Origin of the sequence: Pseudoalteromonas sp. NCIMB 1079 (assembly GCF_040567695.1) — a bacterium.
Lineage (GTDB): Bacteria > Pseudomonadota > Gammaproteobacteria > Enterobacterales > Alteromonadaceae > Pseudoalteromonas > Pseudoalteromonas distincta.
Genome location: NZ_JBEWZA010000001.1, coordinates 71,431 through 88,315 on the forward strand (window position 1 = coordinate 71,431; position 16,885 = coordinate 88,315).

Annotated in this window: 16 protein-coding genes and 1 pseudogene; 5 read left to right on the plus strand and 12 right to left on the minus strand. The window is 39.7% G+C overall.

Annotation, left to right across the window (positions count from 1 at the left end; genetic code table 11):
• Nucleotides 1-4: 4 nt before the first annotated feature.
• Nucleotides 5-598: an adenylyl-sulfate kinase gene (gene cysC / locus ABX891_RS00325; RefSeq protein ID WP_149605738.1), complete on the plus strand. Its 594-nt coding sequence runs from the start codon at nucleotides 5-7 to the stop codon at nucleotides 596-598.
• A gap of 9 nt (nucleotides 599-607) precedes the next feature.
• A complete protein-coding gene (gene cysQ / locus ABX891_RS00330; protein ID WP_354628696.1) occupies nucleotides 608-1,378 on the plus strand; it encodes a 3'(2'),5'-bisphosphate nucleotidase CysQ in 771 nt (256 codons plus the stop codon).
• Nucleotides 1,379-1,450: 72 nt separating this feature from the next.
• On the opposite strand, the gene ABX891_RS00335 is transcribed toward cysQ, so the two are convergent.
• Both ABX891_RS00335 and ABX891_RS00340 read right to left on the minus strand, forming a co-directional pair.
• Complete coding sequence (locus ABX891_RS00335) at nucleotides 1,451-2,854, minus strand: KAP family P-loop NTPase fold protein (RefSeq protein ID WP_354628697.1); 1,404 nt, start codon at nucleotides 2,852-2,854, stop codon at nucleotides 1,451-1,453.
• Between the two features lie 243 nt (nucleotides 2,855-3,097).
• Entirely contained in the window at nucleotides 3,098-3,895 is a 798-nt protein-coding gene (locus ABX891_RS00340) for an alpha/beta fold hydrolase (RefSeq protein ID WP_354628698.1), read from the minus strand.
• Between the two features lie 445 nt (nucleotides 3,896-4,340).
• On the opposite strand from ABX891_RS00340, the gene ABX891_RS00345 reads away from it, so the two are divergent.
• The gene (locus ABX891_RS00345; RefSeq protein ID WP_354628699.1) at nucleotides 4,341-5,624 is read left to right on the plus strand and encodes an aromatic amino acid transport family protein; all 1,284 of its coding nucleotides are present in this window, start codon (nucleotides 4,341-4,343) and stop codon (nucleotides 5,622-5,624) included.
• Between the two features lie 103 nt (nucleotides 5,625-5,727).
• On the opposite strand, the gene speD is transcribed toward ABX891_RS00345, so the two are convergent.
• The 8 genes from speD to ABX891_RS00385 all read right to left on the minus strand — a co-directional run bounded on the left by speD (nucleotide 5,728) and on the right by ABX891_RS00385 (nucleotide 13,566).
• Complete coding sequence (gene speD, locus ABX891_RS00350; protein WP_024597058.1) at nucleotides 5,728-6,540, minus strand: adenosylmethionine decarboxylase; 813 nt, start codon at nucleotides 6,538-6,540, stop codon at nucleotides 5,728-5,730.
• Between the two features lie 88 nt (nucleotides 6,541-6,628).
• Entirely contained in the window at nucleotides 6,629-7,042 is a 414-nt protein-coding gene (locus tag ABX891_RS00355) for an OsmC family protein (RefSeq protein ID WP_002958863.1), read from the minus strand.
• Between the two features lie 86 nt (nucleotides 7,043-7,128).
• Complete coding sequence (locus ABX891_RS00360) at nucleotides 7,129-7,476, minus strand: DUF3802 family protein (protein WP_002958862.1); 348 nt, start codon at nucleotides 7,474-7,476, stop codon at nucleotides 7,129-7,131.
• 132 nt (nucleotides 7,477-7,608) lie between these two features.
• On the minus strand, nucleotides 7,609-9,078 hold the full coding sequence (astD, locus tag ABX891_RS00365; RefSeq protein ID WP_149613632.1) for a succinylglutamate-semialdehyde dehydrogenase: 1,470 nt from the start codon (nucleotides 9,076-9,078) through the stop codon (nucleotides 7,609-7,611).
• A 15-nt stretch (nucleotides 9,079-9,093) separates the two neighbouring features.
• The gene (astA, locus tag ABX891_RS00370) at nucleotides 9,094-10,110 is read right to left on the minus strand and encodes an arginine N-succinyltransferase (RefSeq protein ID WP_354628700.1); all 1,017 of its coding nucleotides are present in this window, start codon (nucleotides 10,108-10,110) and stop codon (nucleotides 9,094-9,096) included.
• Between the two features lie 85 nt (nucleotides 10,111-10,195).
• On the minus strand, nucleotides 10,196-11,401 hold the full coding sequence (locus tag ABX891_RS00375; RefSeq protein ID WP_354628701.1) for an aspartate aminotransferase family protein: 1,206 nt from the start codon (nucleotides 11,399-11,401) through the stop codon (nucleotides 10,196-10,198).
• Between the two features lie 379 nt (nucleotides 11,402-11,780).
• A complete protein-coding gene (locus ABX891_RS00380) occupies nucleotides 11,781-12,941 on the minus strand; it encodes an HDOD domain-containing protein (protein WP_354628702.1) in 1,161 nt (386 codons plus the stop codon).
• Between the two features lie 43 nt (nucleotides 12,942-12,984).
• On the minus strand, nucleotides 12,985-13,566 hold the full coding sequence (locus tag ABX891_RS00385) for an anthranilate synthase component II (protein ID WP_024596662.1): 582 nt from the start codon (nucleotides 13,564-13,566) through the stop codon (nucleotides 12,985-12,987).
• Nucleotides 13,567-14,116: 550 nt separating this feature from the next.
• Here ABX891_RS00385 and ABX891_RS00390 point away from each other — a divergent pair.
• Nucleotides 14,117-14,359 (plus strand): HP1242/YdcH family protein, encoded by a 243-nt coding sequence (locus ABX891_RS00390; RefSeq protein WP_007580070.1) that lies wholly within the window; start codon nucleotides 14,117-14,119, stop codon nucleotides 14,357-14,359.
• A gap of 62 nt (nucleotides 14,360-14,421) precedes the next feature.
• Here the strand turns inward: ABX891_RS00390 and ABX891_RS00395 are convergent, their stop codons facing one another.
• Both ABX891_RS00395 and ABX891_RS00400 read right to left on the minus strand, forming a co-directional pair.
• A complete protein-coding gene (locus tag ABX891_RS00395; RefSeq protein ID WP_354628703.1) occupies nucleotides 14,422-14,778 on the minus strand; it encodes a putative quinol monooxygenase in 357 nt (118 codons plus the stop codon).
• Nucleotides 14,778-15,608: an SDR family NAD(P)-dependent oxidoreductase gene (locus tag ABX891_RS00400; RefSeq protein ID WP_354628704.1), complete on the minus strand. Its 831-nt coding sequence runs from the start codon at nucleotides 15,606-15,608 to the stop codon at nucleotides 14,778-14,780. The genes ABX891_RS00395 and ABX891_RS00400 overlap by 1 nt, the downstream gene beginning before the upstream one ends.
• A 267-nt stretch (nucleotides 15,609-15,875) precedes the next feature.
• Between ABX891_RS00400 and galE the strand changes: the two are divergent.
• Nucleotides 15,876-16,884, plus strand: a pseudogene (galE, locus tag ABX891_RS00405) (UDP-glucose 4-epimerase GalE).
• Nucleotide 16,885: the final 1 nt, after the last annotated feature.

Here is a 16,885-nt window from a genome sequence, read left to right on the forward strand (position 1 = left end):
CACTATGGATGAAAATATAGTTTGGCATAACTACGCAACTACAAAAGCACAGCGTAGTGAGCAAAAAAAACATAAGCCCGCTATTTTATGGTTTACCGGCTTTTCAGGCTCTGGCAAAAGCACCGTAGCAAACGCACTAGAAGCGGCGCTTAATCAGCAAGGTACGCACACTTACCTGCTCGATGGCGACAACGTACGCCACGGTTTATGTAAAGATCTAGGCTTTAGCGACGAAGACCGCATTGAAAACATACGCCGCGTAGGCGAAACCGCAAAACTAATGACCGACGCTGGCTTGTTAGTACTTACTGCGTTTATATCGCCTTTTAGAGCAGAACGCGATATGGTGCGTAACCTAGTAGATGACGGCGAATTTATTGAAGTCTTTATCGATACTCCACTGGATGTATGCGAAAGCCGCGATCCAAAAGGCTTATACAAAAAAGCCCGCGCTGGAGAGATAAAACACTTCACTGGTATCGATTCAAGCTACGAAGTGCCAAACAATCCAGAAATAATTTTAGATACAAGTAAAAACACCCTAGACCAATCGGTTACACAACTGATAACGTATCTAAAACAAAAGCACATAATATAGGTTAACCCCATGAATCAAACCGAACTGCTAGAAGAAACCCTCATCCTTGCCCGCAAAGCAGGCCAAGCGATAATGGGAATTTACGAAAAGGACTTTAACGTTGAGTACAAAGCCGATGAAAGCCCCGTAACCGACGCCGATTTAGCAGCTCATAAACTGATTGTGGCAGGGCTTCAACAGCTCACACCTGATATTCCAATACTTAGTGAAGAAAACGCCGACATAAGCTGGGATGTACGCCAAACGTGGAAAAGCTACTGGTTAGTTGACCCAATCGACGGCACTAAAGAATTTATTAAAAAGAACGGTGAATTCACCGTAAACATCGCCCTAATTAAAAACGGCATTCCTATTTTAGCCGTAGTTGATGCACCCGCCCTTGGCGTATCGTACTTAGCCGCCGAAGCCATTGGCGCGTTTAAAGATAAAGGCGATGAGCGAATTGAGCTTAAGGTAACTACCAAACCTAACAAAGGCCTTATTCGCGTAGTCGGCAGCCGCTCGCATCCATCACCCGATTTAGCCGAGTTTGTGAAACGCTTTGATGAGGTTGAATTGGTGTCTAAAGGCAGCTCACTAAAACTGTGTTTAGTGGCTGAGGGCAGCGCCGATATTTACCCGCGCTTAGGTCCAACGTGTGAATGGGATACAGGCGCAGGCCATGCAATCGCACAAATAGCCGGTGCAAAAGTCACTAAGCTAGATGGCAGCCCGCTTATTTATAACACCAAAGATGAATACTTAAATCCGTATTTTGTGGTTTCGGCTTTAGAGGGATAAGAGCAGTTTTGAGTGGTTAGCTATCAGTTGTCAGCAAGATAAGTGATAGCTTAACTACAGTAGTAATTTATTTTAACTATTAAATTTGAAGCTTTCTAGCATTTCTATCCTCTGCTTTAAGCTCTCTAAATTAATTGAATTACGAAACCCGTCAAAACTTTTTGTTAATTGTATTACATCATTCGAATAGCCTTGTTCTTCTGTACTAGAACTTTCATCAGAAATCATATCCTCATGGTGCTTTAGTGCGTCTCCAATATTACCGTGGTATCTATCATTTTTTGCTCCAATTAAAGAGCTTTCAATTACTGCGCACGCTCTAGAATCTATTGATTTCAAACTAGGGGTTATTGAATGAAGAACTTGAATCAGCTTTTCTGGTGTATCTCCTCCATTAATATACCCACTATAGCTTCCGTAATAGTACTCTTTAGCTACAATCAAGAATGCTAGTAAGTCAGGATGTAGACACACATTTTCCGCTGTAGATTTAACTACTAAATTTACTTTCGCAAATAACTGCTCTACTTCCCTTAAAGACAGTTTTTTAGCTTTTGCCAATAGTTTAAAGGTATTCTTTAAGTGATCTTTTTCATATCTAAATGCTTGGTATTGAGTTCTTTTCTGAAAGAAAATATCAAACTCAAATATTATATAAAGCTGTTCTATAAATGCGTCTAAATCACTCTCAGGTAAAATATACTCAATATCAATAAACCGCCTAAGATAACCCATTGCTTCAAACCCTGCACCATAGACCCCTTTAACACTATGAGACAGCTGAAGTTTGTCCATTGCAATTACAAATACAAGACCTTCAATATCTAAAAGATGTTTTATTCTCTCTAGTAACTCAATTGCGTAAGTAGGTCTGCACCGATCCAATTCATCAATAATAATAAATAATTGACTTGTAGCTCCATCTTCATTTTTTAAAGCTTTTGATACATTCTCTTTAAAAGAAGTAATAGCCTCTTTACTCTTTGTATAATCATCCAAAAAATCTTTAGATAATCCCTCCGTGAATTTGGCTGCTTCAGCTTCAATTATTTTTTCAGCGTCAATTATTCCAGTAGTAGCAAGCTTTACTAACACGGGTAAACCTTTTTTTAAAATTTGTGCACCTGCACTCTTTGCATTAACCCATGCTTTACTTTTCTCTTTATCTCCCTCAACAAGAGACTCTATTTTTTTATTAACCTCGCCCAGAAATGCTTGCAGTGGATCATTAACGAAATCAGTTTCCCAGGCACTAAAGTAAATTGCCGAACAATCATTTATTTGTAGGTTAGCTTTTAACATCTCCAAAAATGTAGTTTTACCTTGCCCCCAAGGAGCATTCACGGATAAAACAATCGGTGAGCTAATGTTTTTGAGGAGTGTAGTAAAGTTTTCGATATGAGGTTTTCGTCCAAGCTTGTCATTCTCAAAAGGGTCGTTTGGATCAATAATTATTTTATGTGATTTAAATTCCATTTATGTATTCTTCTCCGATTCCAGCATTGAAAGGTCAACTCAAAAAACTAATCTTATATTCACATCAGAAAGCTCTAATGTAAACATTGCTTCTCAATAGTAATGTGCAAGCAAGAAAGCATGCGTTTTTATTACCTTCTCGATTACTACATACCACGCTCAGAATAATCCCTTTAGATCAGGTCTTATTTTTAGTTTAGGAGGAAAGTCAAAAAGATGGAGCAGGCTATTCCTTCTACAACCCTAACGATTTTGCTGGGCGATAAAAGCAAGCGAGTGCTGATTGAATAAGTCAGGACGTTCCACATTACAAACATGGCCACAATGGTGAATAGTTTGCAGTACGCTATTTTTATGACGCTTAACCATTTCTTTAACAGGGCCAAGGAACATATGATCTTCCTTACCCATAATGTAAAGAATGGGAATATCAATGTCTTTTTCTTTGAAGTATTGCATTAAAGGATTTACGTCCATGGCTAATTTAAACCATTTTATAAACTCTTTTTGGCACAAGCGTTTTGCTTCACGAACAAACAAAAGTCGAGATTCTTTATGGCGCTTTTTAGGCATCATAATAAAAGCAAATAAGCGATACAGCCACATATAAGGCAAGAAGTATTTAAAAGTATTACCTAAATAAACCAATGTATTACTGCGAGTATTAAAACGAGTAACCGCTCCACCTAGCACCATGCTAGAAACATATTGCGGCGCAATTTCAGCAATATTTCGAATGAGTATTGTGCCCAATGAAATACCAACAAAATGTGCGCTGGAGATATTGTTATGATCTAACACATCGATAATGTCTCTAGAGACATTATTAAATGAATAATTATTATCAACAAAGTTTTGTACTAAGTTATTCGATTTACCGTGACCACGAAGATCTAGCAGCAATACATTATATTCTTTTTTATAGGCTTTAAGCTGACGAAACCAAATTGCCGAGCTACCACCTGCTCCATGGACAAATACAACCCATGTTTTACTGGTTTCGTGCGCAAAAGTAGTATGGAAGAGAATCTCTTTGCTCATTACAGTTAGTGGCCTATTTACTTCGTTTGGCATATTCAATTGCAGGAAGTATAACGGAGTTTAATAAAAATCCCTTATGAAGTTCAGATCAATGGCTTCTACTTAACAGCTTTTCGGTGCAGATTCTGATTTTTAAATGAAAACCAATAAAAATGACCAGTCCCTTATTTTTACGTTATGAAAACCGCCTACCTCAGCTTTGCTGCTCGCGTGACACTATAGCGTGTTGGGTTTCGCTGCGCTCTAACCAACCTACTTTAAAATTATAATGTGGTGCTGCCGCTTAAGGGGTTGCTCACTTTTACACCGCTGTTTCGTATTCATGACACTTACCCTTCAATTTGGTCTAATTAATTAGTCTACAAATCCTCTCAAAACATGAAATTTTTAGCTGAAAACTATATTCTTGCCGCGATTATTATTTAAATAATGGATAAACACACACATGACAATATCTCAAGATGCAACGCTTTCAAATGCATCAACAACAGGTGCACACACACCTTCAAACACACCCACTTCTAAATGGAACCTGCACGATACGCAGTGGACTTTAAGCCTTTTTGGTACCGCCGTTGGTGCGGGTATTTTATTTTTACCTATTAACATTGGTATTGGCGGTTTTTGGCCGTTAATTATTTTGGCATGCTTAGCATTTCCAATGACCTTTTGTGCACACCGTGGATTAGCGCGTTTTGTACTTTCATCAAAAAATAAAGATGCCGATTTTACCGATGTAGTTGAAGAGCACTTTGGTGTGACTGCGGGGCGGTTAATTTCTTTATTGTACTTTTTATCTATATTCCCAATTTTGCTTATTTACGGTGTGGGCTTAACTAATACCGTTGATAGCTTTATGGTTAATCAAATGGGGATGGAATCACCTTCTCGCGTGTTGCTTTCGGGTGTATTAGTTGCAGGTATGATTAGCTTAATGATGGGCGGCGAGCGCTTAATGCTGCGTGCCTTTGCTATTTTAGTTTACCCGCTTGTGGGTATATTGTTCTTTTTATCACTTTATTTAATCCCAAGCTGGCAAATGCCAGATATGACAATGCCTGAAATGGGCAGCTTTGGTAAAACGTTGTGGTTATCGATTCCTATTATTGTGTTTTCGTTTAGCCACGCAGCGGCTATCTCAAGCTTTGTAAACGTGCAACGCGGTCACTACGGTGAACAAGCTACACATAAGTCTGAGGCGATTTTAAAGCGCACTAGCTTACTACTTATTACCTTTGTACTGTTATTCGTATTCTCTTGCGTGCTGTCGCTTACAGGCGAGCAAATGGCAGCGGCTAAAGCCGCTAACGTATCGGTTTTATCCTACCTTGCTAACATTACTGATAACTCGTTTATTGCCACACTTGGGCCGCTTGTTGCCTTTATTGCTATTACATCGTCGTTTTTGGGTCACTTTTTAGGGGCACGTGAGAGCTTTACGGGTTTAGTAACTAAACAAACAAACTTAAGCGCAAAAGCGGCTGATAAAATTGGTGTGTTAATTATGTTTTTAGCTATTTGGTTTTGCGCTGTTAAAAACCCAAGTATTTTAGACATGATGGATCAGTTATCGGGCCCTATCATCGCGATGATTTTATTCATCATGCCAATGATCGCAGTTTATAAAGTGCCTGCACTTCATAAATACCGCAACCGTTTAAGCACGCTATTTATATTAGCGGTTGGCTCACTTGCTGTATTTGCACTTATTTACAGCATGATTAATTAATACGCTATATATTCAAAAGCCCAGCTAATTTAATTAGCTGGGCTTTTTTAGGCATAAAAAAATGGCGCTCACTGAGCGCCATTTTTAATTTAATTCGTTGCTATTATTCTGTATCTGGCAGGTTACGGCCATAGAATATTTCTTGCATTTCGCGAGTCAGCTTAGAGCGAATTTCGTCTTCTTCTTCGTCCGATAACTCATCAGTAGAAAGGCCGAATAAATAGGTATTTAAGTCGGTTTCTTTTAACATCATTTTGGTGTGGAACAGGTTTTCTTGATACACGTTTACGTCCATCATTTGGTACGCTTCTTTTGTATCTTCTGTCATGAAGTTTTGAATCGAGCTAATAGCATGATCAATGTAGTGCTTAACACCGTTTATGTCGCGGGTAAAACCACGAACGCGGTAGTCTATTGTTACTACGTCTGACTCAAGGCTATGAATTAAGAAGTTTAACGCTTTAAGTGGCGAAATAATGCCACAGGTAGATACTTCAATATCAGCACGGAATGTACAAATACCATCATCAGGGTGAGCTTCTGGGTATGTGTGTACACAAATATGGCTTTTATCTAGGTGTGCAACAACTGAATCAGGTAATGGGCCTGGTGCTTCGTCAGCATCGTAATTTTGCTGCTCTTCTACTGGTTCTTCTGAAACCAAAATAGTGACACTTGCGCCTTGCGGTTCATAATCTTGGCGCGCTACATTTAAAATGTTAGCACCAATAATATCAACAACTTCACCTAAAATATCGGTTAGTCTATCTGCACTGTACTGCTCATCGATATATTCAATATATTCTTTACGTTGTTGCTCGGTCTTTGCGTAACAAATATCATAAATACTAAAGCTTAAACTTTTGGTTAAATTGTTAAAGCCATGAAGTTTAAGTTTATCGAAGGGTTTGTTCATAATAAACCAACCTATAAATTAGTGGGTTCTGCACCTGCAGAATGAAAAGTTCGCGGATTTTATACGAATTTTCCTCGTGGAAAAAGCGTTATTTTGCTTGATCTTGCACAACTTCGTGGCTATGCGTAATTTCTACTGTTTTATCAAGCATTAATGCAACCGAGCAATACTTTTCAGCAGAGAGTGAAACTGCACGTGCAAGGTGCTTTTCAGACACATTATTGCCTTTAACAACAAAGTGTAAGTTGATTTTGGTAAACACGCGCGGTGCTGTTTCGGCGCGTTCTGCACTGAGTTGCACTTGTACGTCTGAAAAATCTTGTTTAGCTTTTTTTAAAATACTAACCACATCAACTGATGAGCAACAGCCAACTGACATTAAAACCATTTCCATTGGGCTTGGTGCTGCGCTATCGCTGCCGCCATCAAACACAACATTGTGGTTAGAATTAGAACGGCCAATAAACGTATCGCCTTCAACCCATTTTACATTTGCTTGCATTGTTATATCTCAAAAAAATATTTTCTTGATTGTAAGCAACTTAGCCGTAGTTGCAAATGAAAATGCAACGCAGGGCTATAAAATGGCTAAGATTGTTGTGCTAACGCGCTATCAAAGAGGTTTTTCACTAAACCTGCAAATTCATCTATAAAGGCATGCTGTTCAACCGTGACAGGCTGTGAGGTGATGCTGCTGAGGACTTCTTCTAAATCGTAAACTATGCCATCAACTTCACGTACAATTTGACTACGCTGCTCTGTGTTGAGGTCTGTGTGCTGCTCGCAAATAAGCATCACATTTTGTGCAATAACGTCTTCGATTAATTCCATTACTGTTGGAGCGCCTGGTTTTATTTCGCCTGGCTTCTCAAACAATGCTAAATTTTGAGTTAGATACATGATCAAATCATCGTACCCTTGCCTATCTAAAACCATTATGCGAACCACCTAAATATATTTAATTATGCTGATTTAAGCAGAAAGAGTCGATAATTACTAGCCTTGTACGATAGCAATACAAAAAAAGCAGCCGAAGCTGCTTTTATAATAATTAAGTAGTATTACTACTTAATCTATTTTTAAGCCTGGGCTTAGTGTTGCTGGCATCGCTACTTTTTCAAGCTCTACTGAAGCAACTGGGTATGCACAGTAATCAGCTGCGTAATACGCGCTTGCTCTGTGATTGCCCGATGCGCCAATACCACCAAATGGTGCTGCGCTTGACGCGCCAGTAATTGGGCGGTTCCAGTTAACAATACCAGCGCGAATACGACGTAAAAAATGGTCGTAATCTGCTGCACTATCACTTAATAAACCAGCCGATAAACCAAAGGTTGTATCGTTTGCTTTATCAATGGCTTGGTCAAAGTCATCAAAGCGGAATACTTTTAAAAGTGGTCCAAAATGTTCTTCATCTGGGAAATCACTAATATTTGTACACTCAATAATACCTGGTGTTACAAAACCGGTATTGGCTGTGTGCTCAAGCTCTACTAATACTTGAGCGCCAAGCTCAACAAGCTCGTTTTGCGCTTTAACCATGCCCGCTGCTGCCGCTGATGAGATCATAGAGCCCATAAATGGCTGGTCTGCATCATCGTAGTTACCTACTTTAATCGCTTTAGTTGCAGTGATAAGGCGCTCTAAAATTGCATCGCCTTTGCTACCTTTAGGTAAAAACAATTTACGTGCACAGGTACAACGCTGGCCGCTTGAGATAAACGCTGATTGAATAATGTCGTGAACAACCGCTTTAGTGTCTTCAACGTCAGTAATAATAAGTGGGTTATTACCACCCATTTCTAGCGCTAAAATTTTACCCGGTTGACCCGCAAACTGTTCATGTAAAATATGCCCAGTACGAGAAGAACCCGTAAAGAACAAGCCATCAATCCCTTTGTGAGCAGCAAGGGCTTTACCCGTTTCTACTTCACCTTGAACTAAGTTAATTACACCAGCTGGTAAGCCTGCTTTTTCCCACAGTTTAAGCGTAAGCTCAGCAACCTTAGGAGTCAGTTCAGACGGTTTAAATACCACTGTGTTACCTGCTAAAAGCGCTGGCACAATGTGGCCATTAGGTAAGTGACCCGGAAAGTTATACGGACCAAATACAGCTACAACACCATGTGGTTTATGACGGATCATTGCACGGCCAAGTGGCATTGCGTTTTCTACGTCGCCAGTGCGCTCTAAAAATGCTTTTTCAGAAATGGCAATTTTACCAACCATAGCACCCGCTTCTGTGCGCGTTTCCCACAGTGGTTTGCCTGTTTCTTGTGCAATAGTAATAGCGAGCTCTTCGCTGTTTTCTTTTAATTGCGCTGCGAATGCTTTAATTATTTCTAAACGCTCAGTAAAGTTTTTATCAGCCCATGCGTAAAACGCTTCGCGCGCTGCATTTACTGCGGTGTCTACTTGCGCCGCAGTTGCTGATGATGCCTGCCAAATAACGTCGTTATTTGCAGGATTTACTGAATTAAATTCTGTGCCTTGGCCTTGTGACCATTGACCATTAATAAATTGTGCAGGATGAGTCATATACTTTCTCCTAAATTAAATCGTGGTTGCACTAACAATATCGCCAGCTTGCAAATGCAATGCATCTGCTATTTCTTGCGATAAAATAAGGCTTTTTGCGCGCTCGTCAAATGTCATTGGTGCAACGGTTGCTCTAAAATCTTCAAGCTTTTCGTTAGCTAGTAACACCATGGTGTCGCCAGTCATTTCGCCAATTTCAACGTTAAAGTGATTTGCATTACGAATAGTCGCAATGTTATCTACTTTTGCTTCAACCGTTGGGCCGCCGTCAAAAATATCTACGTAGCCATTAAACGTAAAGCCTTCGCTTTTTAATAACTCGATTGCTGGGCGAGTGTTGTCGTGTACTTTACCTATTACGGCTTGCGCATCTTTACTTAGCAAATTTACGTAAATTGGATATTTAGGCATTAGCTCAGCAATGAAAACCTTTTGACCAATACCTGTTAGGTAATCGGCTGTTGGAAAATCCATTGAGAAAAAGTGCTCTTCAAGCCACTGCCAAAAAGGGCTACTGCCGTTTTCGTCAGACACACCGCGCATTTCTGCGATCACTGTTTGTGCAAAACGCTCTTGATGCTGTTTTATAAACATAAAGCGCGCTTTTGAAAGTAGCTTACCGTTACAATTTTTACGATAGCCATCTTTTAAAAACAATGTGCAAAGCTCTGTAGCACCTGTGTAGTCGTTACATAGCGTTAAAATATCAACGGCTTTGTATACGTCTAATGTACGCGAAGAGTGAATCACTTTACTTAAGTGATAATGATAAAATGCATCATCAAGCCCTACCGCAGCTTCAATTGCAGACGTACCTACAACATCACCGGTTTCGCTATCTTCAAGAACAAACAGGTAGCCTTCGTCACCAGGTTGTGACGTTTGTTTAGCAAATGAGCTTACTGAATGGTCGATCTTTTTTTGTAATAGCTCTTCATTTAAAGGCAAAGACGTAAAACCATGCCCAGATTCGTGGGCAATTTTCAGTAATGCTGAATAATCATTTTGCTGGATTGGGCGAAGGATCATCATGAGTCCGCTTGCTCCCTTATAAATAACGGTAAATAGGAATTGCAGGGCAAGCAGTGCTTGCCCTTAATTGGTTGGCTTAGGTAGCTTATGCGTTTACTACGCTTGCTACTGCTTTTTCAAAGCGTGCCATACCTTCGCGAATGTCCGCTTCAGGAATTACTAAAGATGGAGTGAAACGTACTACGTCTGCACCGGCAACTAATGACATAAGGCCTTGCTCAGTACCTGCCACTAAAAACTCTTTTGCACGACCTTTGTATTGCTCGTTCACTACTGCACCAATTAATAAACCTTGGCCACGGATTTCGCTAAATACGTTGTATTTTTCGTTAACCGCGCTAAGTAATTCATTAAATAATGCGGCTTTTGCTTTTACGCCAGCAAGTACTTCTGGAGTATTTACTGTATCAAATGCAGCTTCTGCAACAGCACACGCAAGCGGGTTACCGCCATAAGTAGAACCATGTGTACCTACTTTAAGGTGCTGTGCAATTTCAGTTGTTGTGATCATAGCGCCAATAGGAAAACCGCCGCCAAGTGCTTTAGCCGAAGTTAAAATATCAGGTACTACGTTTAAGCCTTGGTATGCGTATAAATCGCCAGTACGGCCAACACCTGTTTGAACTTCATCAAAAATAAGCAGTGCGTTATGTTTAGTACATAAATCGCGAACACCTTGAGCAAACTCATCAGTTGGTGAAACAATACCGCCTTCACCTTGTAGAGGTTCCATCATTACGGCACATGTTTTATCGCTGATAAGTGCTTCAAAAGCAGCAAGGTCATTGTAATCGCAATGTACAATGTCGCCAGGCTTAGGGCCAAAACCATCTGAATATGCAGCTTGGCCGCCAACAGTTACGGTAAAGAATGTACGACCGTGGAAACCTTTGTTGAACGCGATGATTTGTGATTTTTCTGCGCCAAACTTATCAAGTGCAAAACGACGCGCTAATTTAAGCGCGGCTTCGTTTGCTTCTGCGCCAGAGTTGGCAAAGTAAACTTTTTCAGCAAATGTCGCATCAACCATTTTTTTAGCTAGGCGAAGTGCCGGCTCATTGGTCATTACGTTAGATAGATGCCAGATTTTTTCGCCTTGCTCTTTTAATGCGCCTACTAATGCAGGGTGGCAATGGCCAAGACAGTTAACTGCAATACCACCAGCAAAGTCGATAAACTCTCGACCTTGTTGATCCCATACGCGAGAGCCTTCGCCTCGAACAGGAATTACGCTTGAAGGTGCGTAGTTAGGAACCATTACGTGATCAAATAATTCGCGATTGACTGTCATTTTATTTCCTCTTAATTGTGAGCAACACAAAACATCAAAATAGGTGTTTGGTTAATATTTGTAACCAACTTTATAGGCAAGATCAGTAACCTGATAATTGCGCAAAATTGCTTTGTGGTTCAATTTTCAGACGCACATTATTTCAGAATTACTTATATCTGTCTCGTTAAAAACTTTCATGTATCCCTTGAAAATAAAGGGCTAAAGATATTATTTCATAGATAGTGAATAACTATTTGCATAGCTATTTATGCTTATTTTTAGGCAACTAACCGCATGAGTACAGAGGCGCACACGCTTTAATCGGCAAATATGTAATATAACAATAAGATGAGAATGAATGGTTAGTCGCAAAAAAATTAACAAAAAATTCAGATTTTTAGTCAATTTGAATAGCTAAATTGGTAAAATTACTCGATTGGAGGGTTTTTAGTTCCGTTTTAGTGAACTTAAAGTGCGAAAACCAGCTTAGAGCTTCATCAGGTTCAATAAGTTGATGTTCTTTTAAATTAAGATATTGTGAATAGCACCGTGCCTTTAGCATTACTTCTGTTAATGGCAGTAATGTATCGCCCTTATCTACCCCATTTACTAGCTGCTGCATTACCCCTTTAAACGGTAAATATTTAAAAGCCATTTTGTCTATTACCTTAGCGCTTACTTCTATCGATTTATTGCTAAGTAGAGTAGTTAAAAATAGCGGGTCGGGCTGAAGCTCTAATAAAGCGGTGTGTAAATCTTTTTGGTTTTCATTTCGGGCTAGCTGTACTTTACGTTGCCATATTTGCTCAAACGTTTTTAAGTACAAGCGCACTAATGCAATTCGCCCTACATCTAAAAGCATACCTAGGGTAAATGCATGAACGTCATTTACATTATTAATTTGTGCAATTTTTTGCGCAGCAATGGCGTTTGCCATGGCACTGTCACGTAAACGACGTTTTAATAACGAAAATGGTTCGGTGCTATGTGGCATCCAATGACGAGCAGCAAATGTAGGAATAACTAGCTGTAAGTTATCAAGGCCAATATAACGAAGGGCGAGCGATGGCTTATCTACTTTTACAGACGTGTTTTTACTACGTTGATTACGATAGTAAGGTAAATTAACGAGCGTTACTAACTCCCTACCCAACCAATTTATATCATTAACCAATGGCTCTAAACGCCCTACCGACGCTGACTTTACCGCTAATATATCGAGTATATTCGCAATGCCATCTTCAATACCTATGGTGCTATGAATTACGCCATCTATATCTTCGAGCTGCTTATATATAGCTGTTTCAATTGTTTTGTGCAGTTGCTCACTGGCTTGAGCGCGGTACTTATGATGTGCAGTACTGCTTTGCTGGCGTTTATTCTGTGCGGCCACTTCAACCTGAAGCAAGGTACGCTGCTTCATGGGTTCGCCGTAATCTATATCTAATGTATGAATGAAACCAATTTGCTGATGCGCAAAGCTATGCCCAAGCAATAAGTCATGAGCTCGTTGGCTTAGTATTTTGGCAGTACGCTGCTGGGCTACAAGTTCAGTCATGACATCCATTAATAAAGTATAAAATGCTATGTGTATTATAACATTAGAAGCGAGTTAAAAAGTTATCAAGCAGTTCTAAGCCTTGAGCAGTTAAAATAGCCTCGGGGTGAAACTGCACACCTTCGATAGCAAGTTCATTGTGTAACAACCCCATAATTTCGTCAAACTCGCCTTGCTCAGTTTGAGTCCATGCGGTTACTTCAAGCTCTTTAGGCAGAGTTTGCGCTTTAACCACTAAAGAATGATAACGACATACCGTTAACGGATTAGCTAAGCCTTTAAACACCCCTTTATTAGTATGAACTATGGGTGATGTTTTACCGTGCATTACTTTTTTAGCACGAATTACATCTCCACCTAAAGCTTGTGCGATAGTTTGATGCCCCAAGCAAATCCCTAAAATAGGATATTGCCCTTTTAGTTGCTCAACAACATTTAGTGAAATACCCGCTTCGTTAGGGGTGCATGGCCCTGGCGATAACACGATGTGCTGCGGGTTTAACTGTTTTATTTGTGCAATACTTAGCTCATCATTACGTTTTACTAAAACGTCTTGATCTAAACGCTGAAAATATTGCACTAAGTTGTAAGTAAACGAATCGTAGTTATCGATCATCAACAGCATTACACAACAGACCTTATAAATTATTGACCACTACTTTACACAAGTGGTACTAAGTGCTGCATTCTACCACTATTAATTAACCAACATAAATTAGCAAAAAGCGTTAAAAATTAACTCTTTTAGCTAAAATGCTTAAAAGCCTTTAGCGGGTATTGGTTTACTTAACTTGAACTCTGGTTAAGAGATTTACTAACGTATTGAATCATGATGATATTTAAATTTATTTTCTCTAGCCAGAGATTCCTTGCACCTTGAGTAATAATATCGAACCCTAAGCTTTTTACGACTAGTTAATACACCTACGTAGGCTGTATACCCCAACAATAAATTATTGACCTCTAAAGTACGTGCATTTATTGATCGCACTACTAAATACTTTGGTGAAATGCCTTACTGAGCAAAATAAACAGATTGTTTGCGCTACATCAAATTAGTGGCTCGATGGTTGAATTATATCTATGTAAGCCCCAGTGTATTATATGAAAGGCAGTAATTCACTTATACAACTCACTTACTTGTGAGCTCATTTATATCCTACTAAGGAGCGAATATGTTAGGCGAAGACCACTCATTAACAAATGACTTTCCAGAGTACTTAAAGACCATTGCCGAGTTAAATGAAAGCGATACTGAATTTGCAAAAAAAGCAGATAAGTACGACAAGCTAGATAAAGAGATTAGGGTATTAGAGCTCAAAGATGCGCCCATAAGCGATGAGCAAATGCATCAACTAAAACACGAACGTACAGAACTAAAAGATTGGCTATACGAACGCTTGCAGCAAGAGCAGTAATGCCACTAAAAAAAGAGCTCACTGATGAGGTGAGCTCTTTAGATCAACAATGGGTATTTTCTCTAAAACTTTACAAAGCCACCCACAGGTTTCATAAATACACTGCTTGGGCCTGCAAAGGCTTGCGCAAACTCTTTTGATAGTTGACTAAATACCGTTATTTTATCCATATCAACTACGCTTAAAAATAGTGGGCCACTTTTGTCCCAACCAGCAAGGTGCGCTTTAGCAGCATCTTCATCTTGGTAACGCTCGTAAATATGTACATTGCGCTTGTCTTCACTTACTGCCCACTCATACACTAAAGTGCCCGCTTCACTTTTAGCCAAAGTAACTAACTGTGCCATTACCAGTAAAAACTCATCGTATTTACCTTCTTTAATTTGGCCTTGTACTGTCCAGGTAACATGATTTTTCATTATGCTTTACCTAATTTAAGCTGTGCTAAAATACTGTCTAACGTATCTACTAGTTGTTGATTTTTAGCATTATTAAGTGCATCAACATGAGGAGGCGCAAAGCGTCCTGTATCGTTATCAAAATACAGGCCTGCGGCATCTTTAAATTCATCACTAAGCGCTGCGCGACAAAAAATATCTGCGCCAATTTTTAAGTCCCCACCATCTATACCGTAAGCGTCTTTTACCATTTTGCTTCCCAGTAACGATTTAGGGTTTACCGATACAACTAATGGCCCAGTATCTTTAAGCTCAAGCCCTAAATGACGTGACCACATAGTAATAGCCAATTTACTTTGTGCATAAGCCGCACTATCAGAAAGTTCAGTGTTACCTATAAGTGCATTTAAGTTAACGCTTGATTGCGCAGCTGATGATACATTAACCACTCGCGAATCATGACCAAGAACAGGTAATAATAGTTTTGTAAGAAGATATGGCGCAATCGTGTTTACAACAAAGCGAGCATCAAGACCATCAATTGTTGTAGCATCAACTAATTGATAAACGCCTGCATTATTAATTAGCACGTCGAGCTGGTTATTATTTTCGGCCAAGTCGGTTAATACAGTTTGTGCCAAAGTTTGAACTTGGCTCATATCGCTTAAATCAGCAATATAAGTGTGTGTACTCGCATTTGGGTATTGTTCGGTTAAAGCTACTTGTAGCGCGCTGAGCTTTGCTTGGCTGCGGCCATGTAATAATACGGTGTGACCTTGTGCTAATAACATCTTTGCGGTTTCTAGCCCAATGCCATCGGTAGCGCCGGTAAGTAAAATTGTTTTGTTCATGTTGATCTCTCCTTACTTTATTTTCGCTATATTAGCACCCCGACTTACTGCTGATAATTAGGCCAATAGTTGAATCAGTTTATAGAATTAATTGATAAAGCTAAGCCTATGTTAGTTAATATAAAAGCATTCCTTTAAAAGGCAGATGAGTGTTTAAGCTGAATGTTTTTTATGCTTTTATTTGAATTACTCAGCAATCATAACTATTGTTTTTAAACCACCTTAATAGTGGTATTTATCATATAAATACACTTTTTGAGAAATAACATGAAAGTTTTAGTTACTGGCGGCATGGGTTACATAGGTAGCCAGACATGCATTGCATGAAGCAGGTATTACGCCTGTTATTTATGATAACTTGTCTAATGCAAGTGCGCGGGTACTTGACCAACTCGAAAAGATTACAGGTACTCGGTTTGAGTTTATATTGGGTGACATTCAAGACGAGCAACAATTTAAACTCGCCCTAAAACATACTAAAGCCGAAGCTGTTTTTCACTTTGCGGCTTTAAAAGCCGTTGGCGAATCAACTGAGCAACCACTGCGTTATTATCAAAATAATGTGTCGGGCACATTAAGCATGCTACAAAACATGCAAGATGAAGGCGTTAACCATATTATATTTAGCTCATCGGCTACTGTGTACGGCGAGCCAGACTACCTCCCTATTGACGAAAAGCATCCTATACGCGCAACTAACCCATATGGTTGGACTAAAGTTATGGTTGAACAAGCCATGCAAGATGTATGTAATGCCAACAGCAAATTTATGGGTATTGCGCTTCGTTACTTTAACCCAGTAGGTGCACACCCAAGTGGTTTGTTAGGTGAAAGCCCTAATGGTATTCCTAATAACTTAATGCCATTTATTGCTCAAACTGCAGTAGGCAAACGCGACATGGTTAATATTTTTGGTGACGACTACGACACCGAAGATGGCACCGGCGTGCGCGACTATATTCACGTTTTAGATTTAGCGAAAGGCCACGTTGCCGCTTTTATACAGCATAAAACAGATACCGCTTTTCATGCTTACAACTTAGGCACAGGGCAAGGTTATTCTGTGCTTGATATGATCAACGCATTTAGCGCATCAGCCAATAAAGATATTCCGTATAAGATTGCACCGCGCCGAGCAGGTGATATTGCCTGTAACTACGCCGATGCTACAAAAGCGCAAAACACACTTAACTGGTACGCAGAACTAACACTTAGCGACATGACAAACGACACATGGCGCTGGCAAACTAATTACCCAAGTGGGTTGGAGAGTTAAC

What these genes read in the sequence shown, in the direction of transcription:
- cysC (WP_149605738.1), top strand. Translation starts at nt 5, where the DNA reads ATGGATGAAAATATAGTTTGGCATAACTACGCAACTACAAAAGCACAG.
- cysQ (WP_354628696.1), top strand. Translation starts at nt 608, where the DNA reads ATGAATCAAACCGAACTGCTAGAAGAAACCCTCATCCTTGCCCGCAAA.
- ABX891_RS00335 (WP_354628697.1), bottom strand. Translation starts at nt 2,854, where the DNA reads ATGGAATTTAAATCACATAAAATAATTATTGATCCAAACGACCCTTTT.
- ABX891_RS00340 (WP_354628698.1), bottom strand. Translation starts at nt 3,895, where the DNA reads ATGAGCAAAGAGATTCTCTTCCATACTACTTTTGCGCACGAAACCAGT.
- ABX891_RS00345 (WP_354628699.1), top strand. Translation starts at nt 4,341, where the DNA reads ATGACAATATCTCAAGATGCAACGCTTTCAAATGCATCAACAACAGGT.
- speD (WP_024597058.1), bottom strand. Translation starts at nt 6,540, where the DNA reads ATGAACAAACCCTTCGATAAACTTAAACTTCATGGCTTTAACAATTTA.
- ABX891_RS00355 (WP_002958863.1), bottom strand. Translation starts at nt 7,042, where the DNA reads ATGCAAGCAAATGTAAAATGGGTTGAAGGCGATACGTTTATTGGCCGT.
- ABX891_RS00360 (WP_002958862.1), bottom strand. Translation starts at nt 7,476, where the DNA reads ATGGTTTTAGATAGGCAAGGGTACGATGATTTGATCATGTATCTAACT.
- astD (WP_149613632.1), bottom strand. Translation starts at nt 9,078, where the DNA reads ATGACTCATCCTGCACAATTTATTAATGGTCAATGGTCACAAGGCCAA.
- astA (WP_354628700.1), bottom strand. Translation starts at nt 10,110, where the DNA reads ATGATGATCCTTCGCCCAATCCAGCAAAATGATTATTCAGCATTACTG.
- ABX891_RS00375 (WP_354628701.1), bottom strand. Translation starts at nt 11,401, where the DNA reads ATGACAGTCAATCGCGAATTATTTGATCACGTAATGGTTCCTAACTAC.
- ABX891_RS00380 (WP_354628702.1), bottom strand. Translation starts at nt 12,941, where the DNA reads ATGACTGAACTTGTAGCCCAGCAGCGTACTGCCAAAATACTAAGCCAA.
- ABX891_RS00385 (WP_024596662.1), bottom strand. Translation starts at nt 13,566, where the DNA reads ATGCTGTTGATGATCGATAACTACGATTCGTTTACTTACAACTTAGTG.
- ABX891_RS00390 (WP_007580070.1), top strand. Translation starts at nt 14,117, where the DNA reads ATGTTAGGCGAAGACCACTCATTAACAAATGACTTTCCAGAGTACTTA.
- ABX891_RS00395 (WP_354628703.1), bottom strand. Translation starts at nt 14,778, where the DNA reads ATGAAAAATCATGTTACCTGGACAGTACAAGGCCAAATTAAAGAAGGT.
- ABX891_RS00400 (WP_354628704.1), bottom strand. Translation starts at nt 15,608, where the DNA reads ATGAACAAAACAATTTTACTTACCGGCGCTACCGATGGCATTGGGCTA.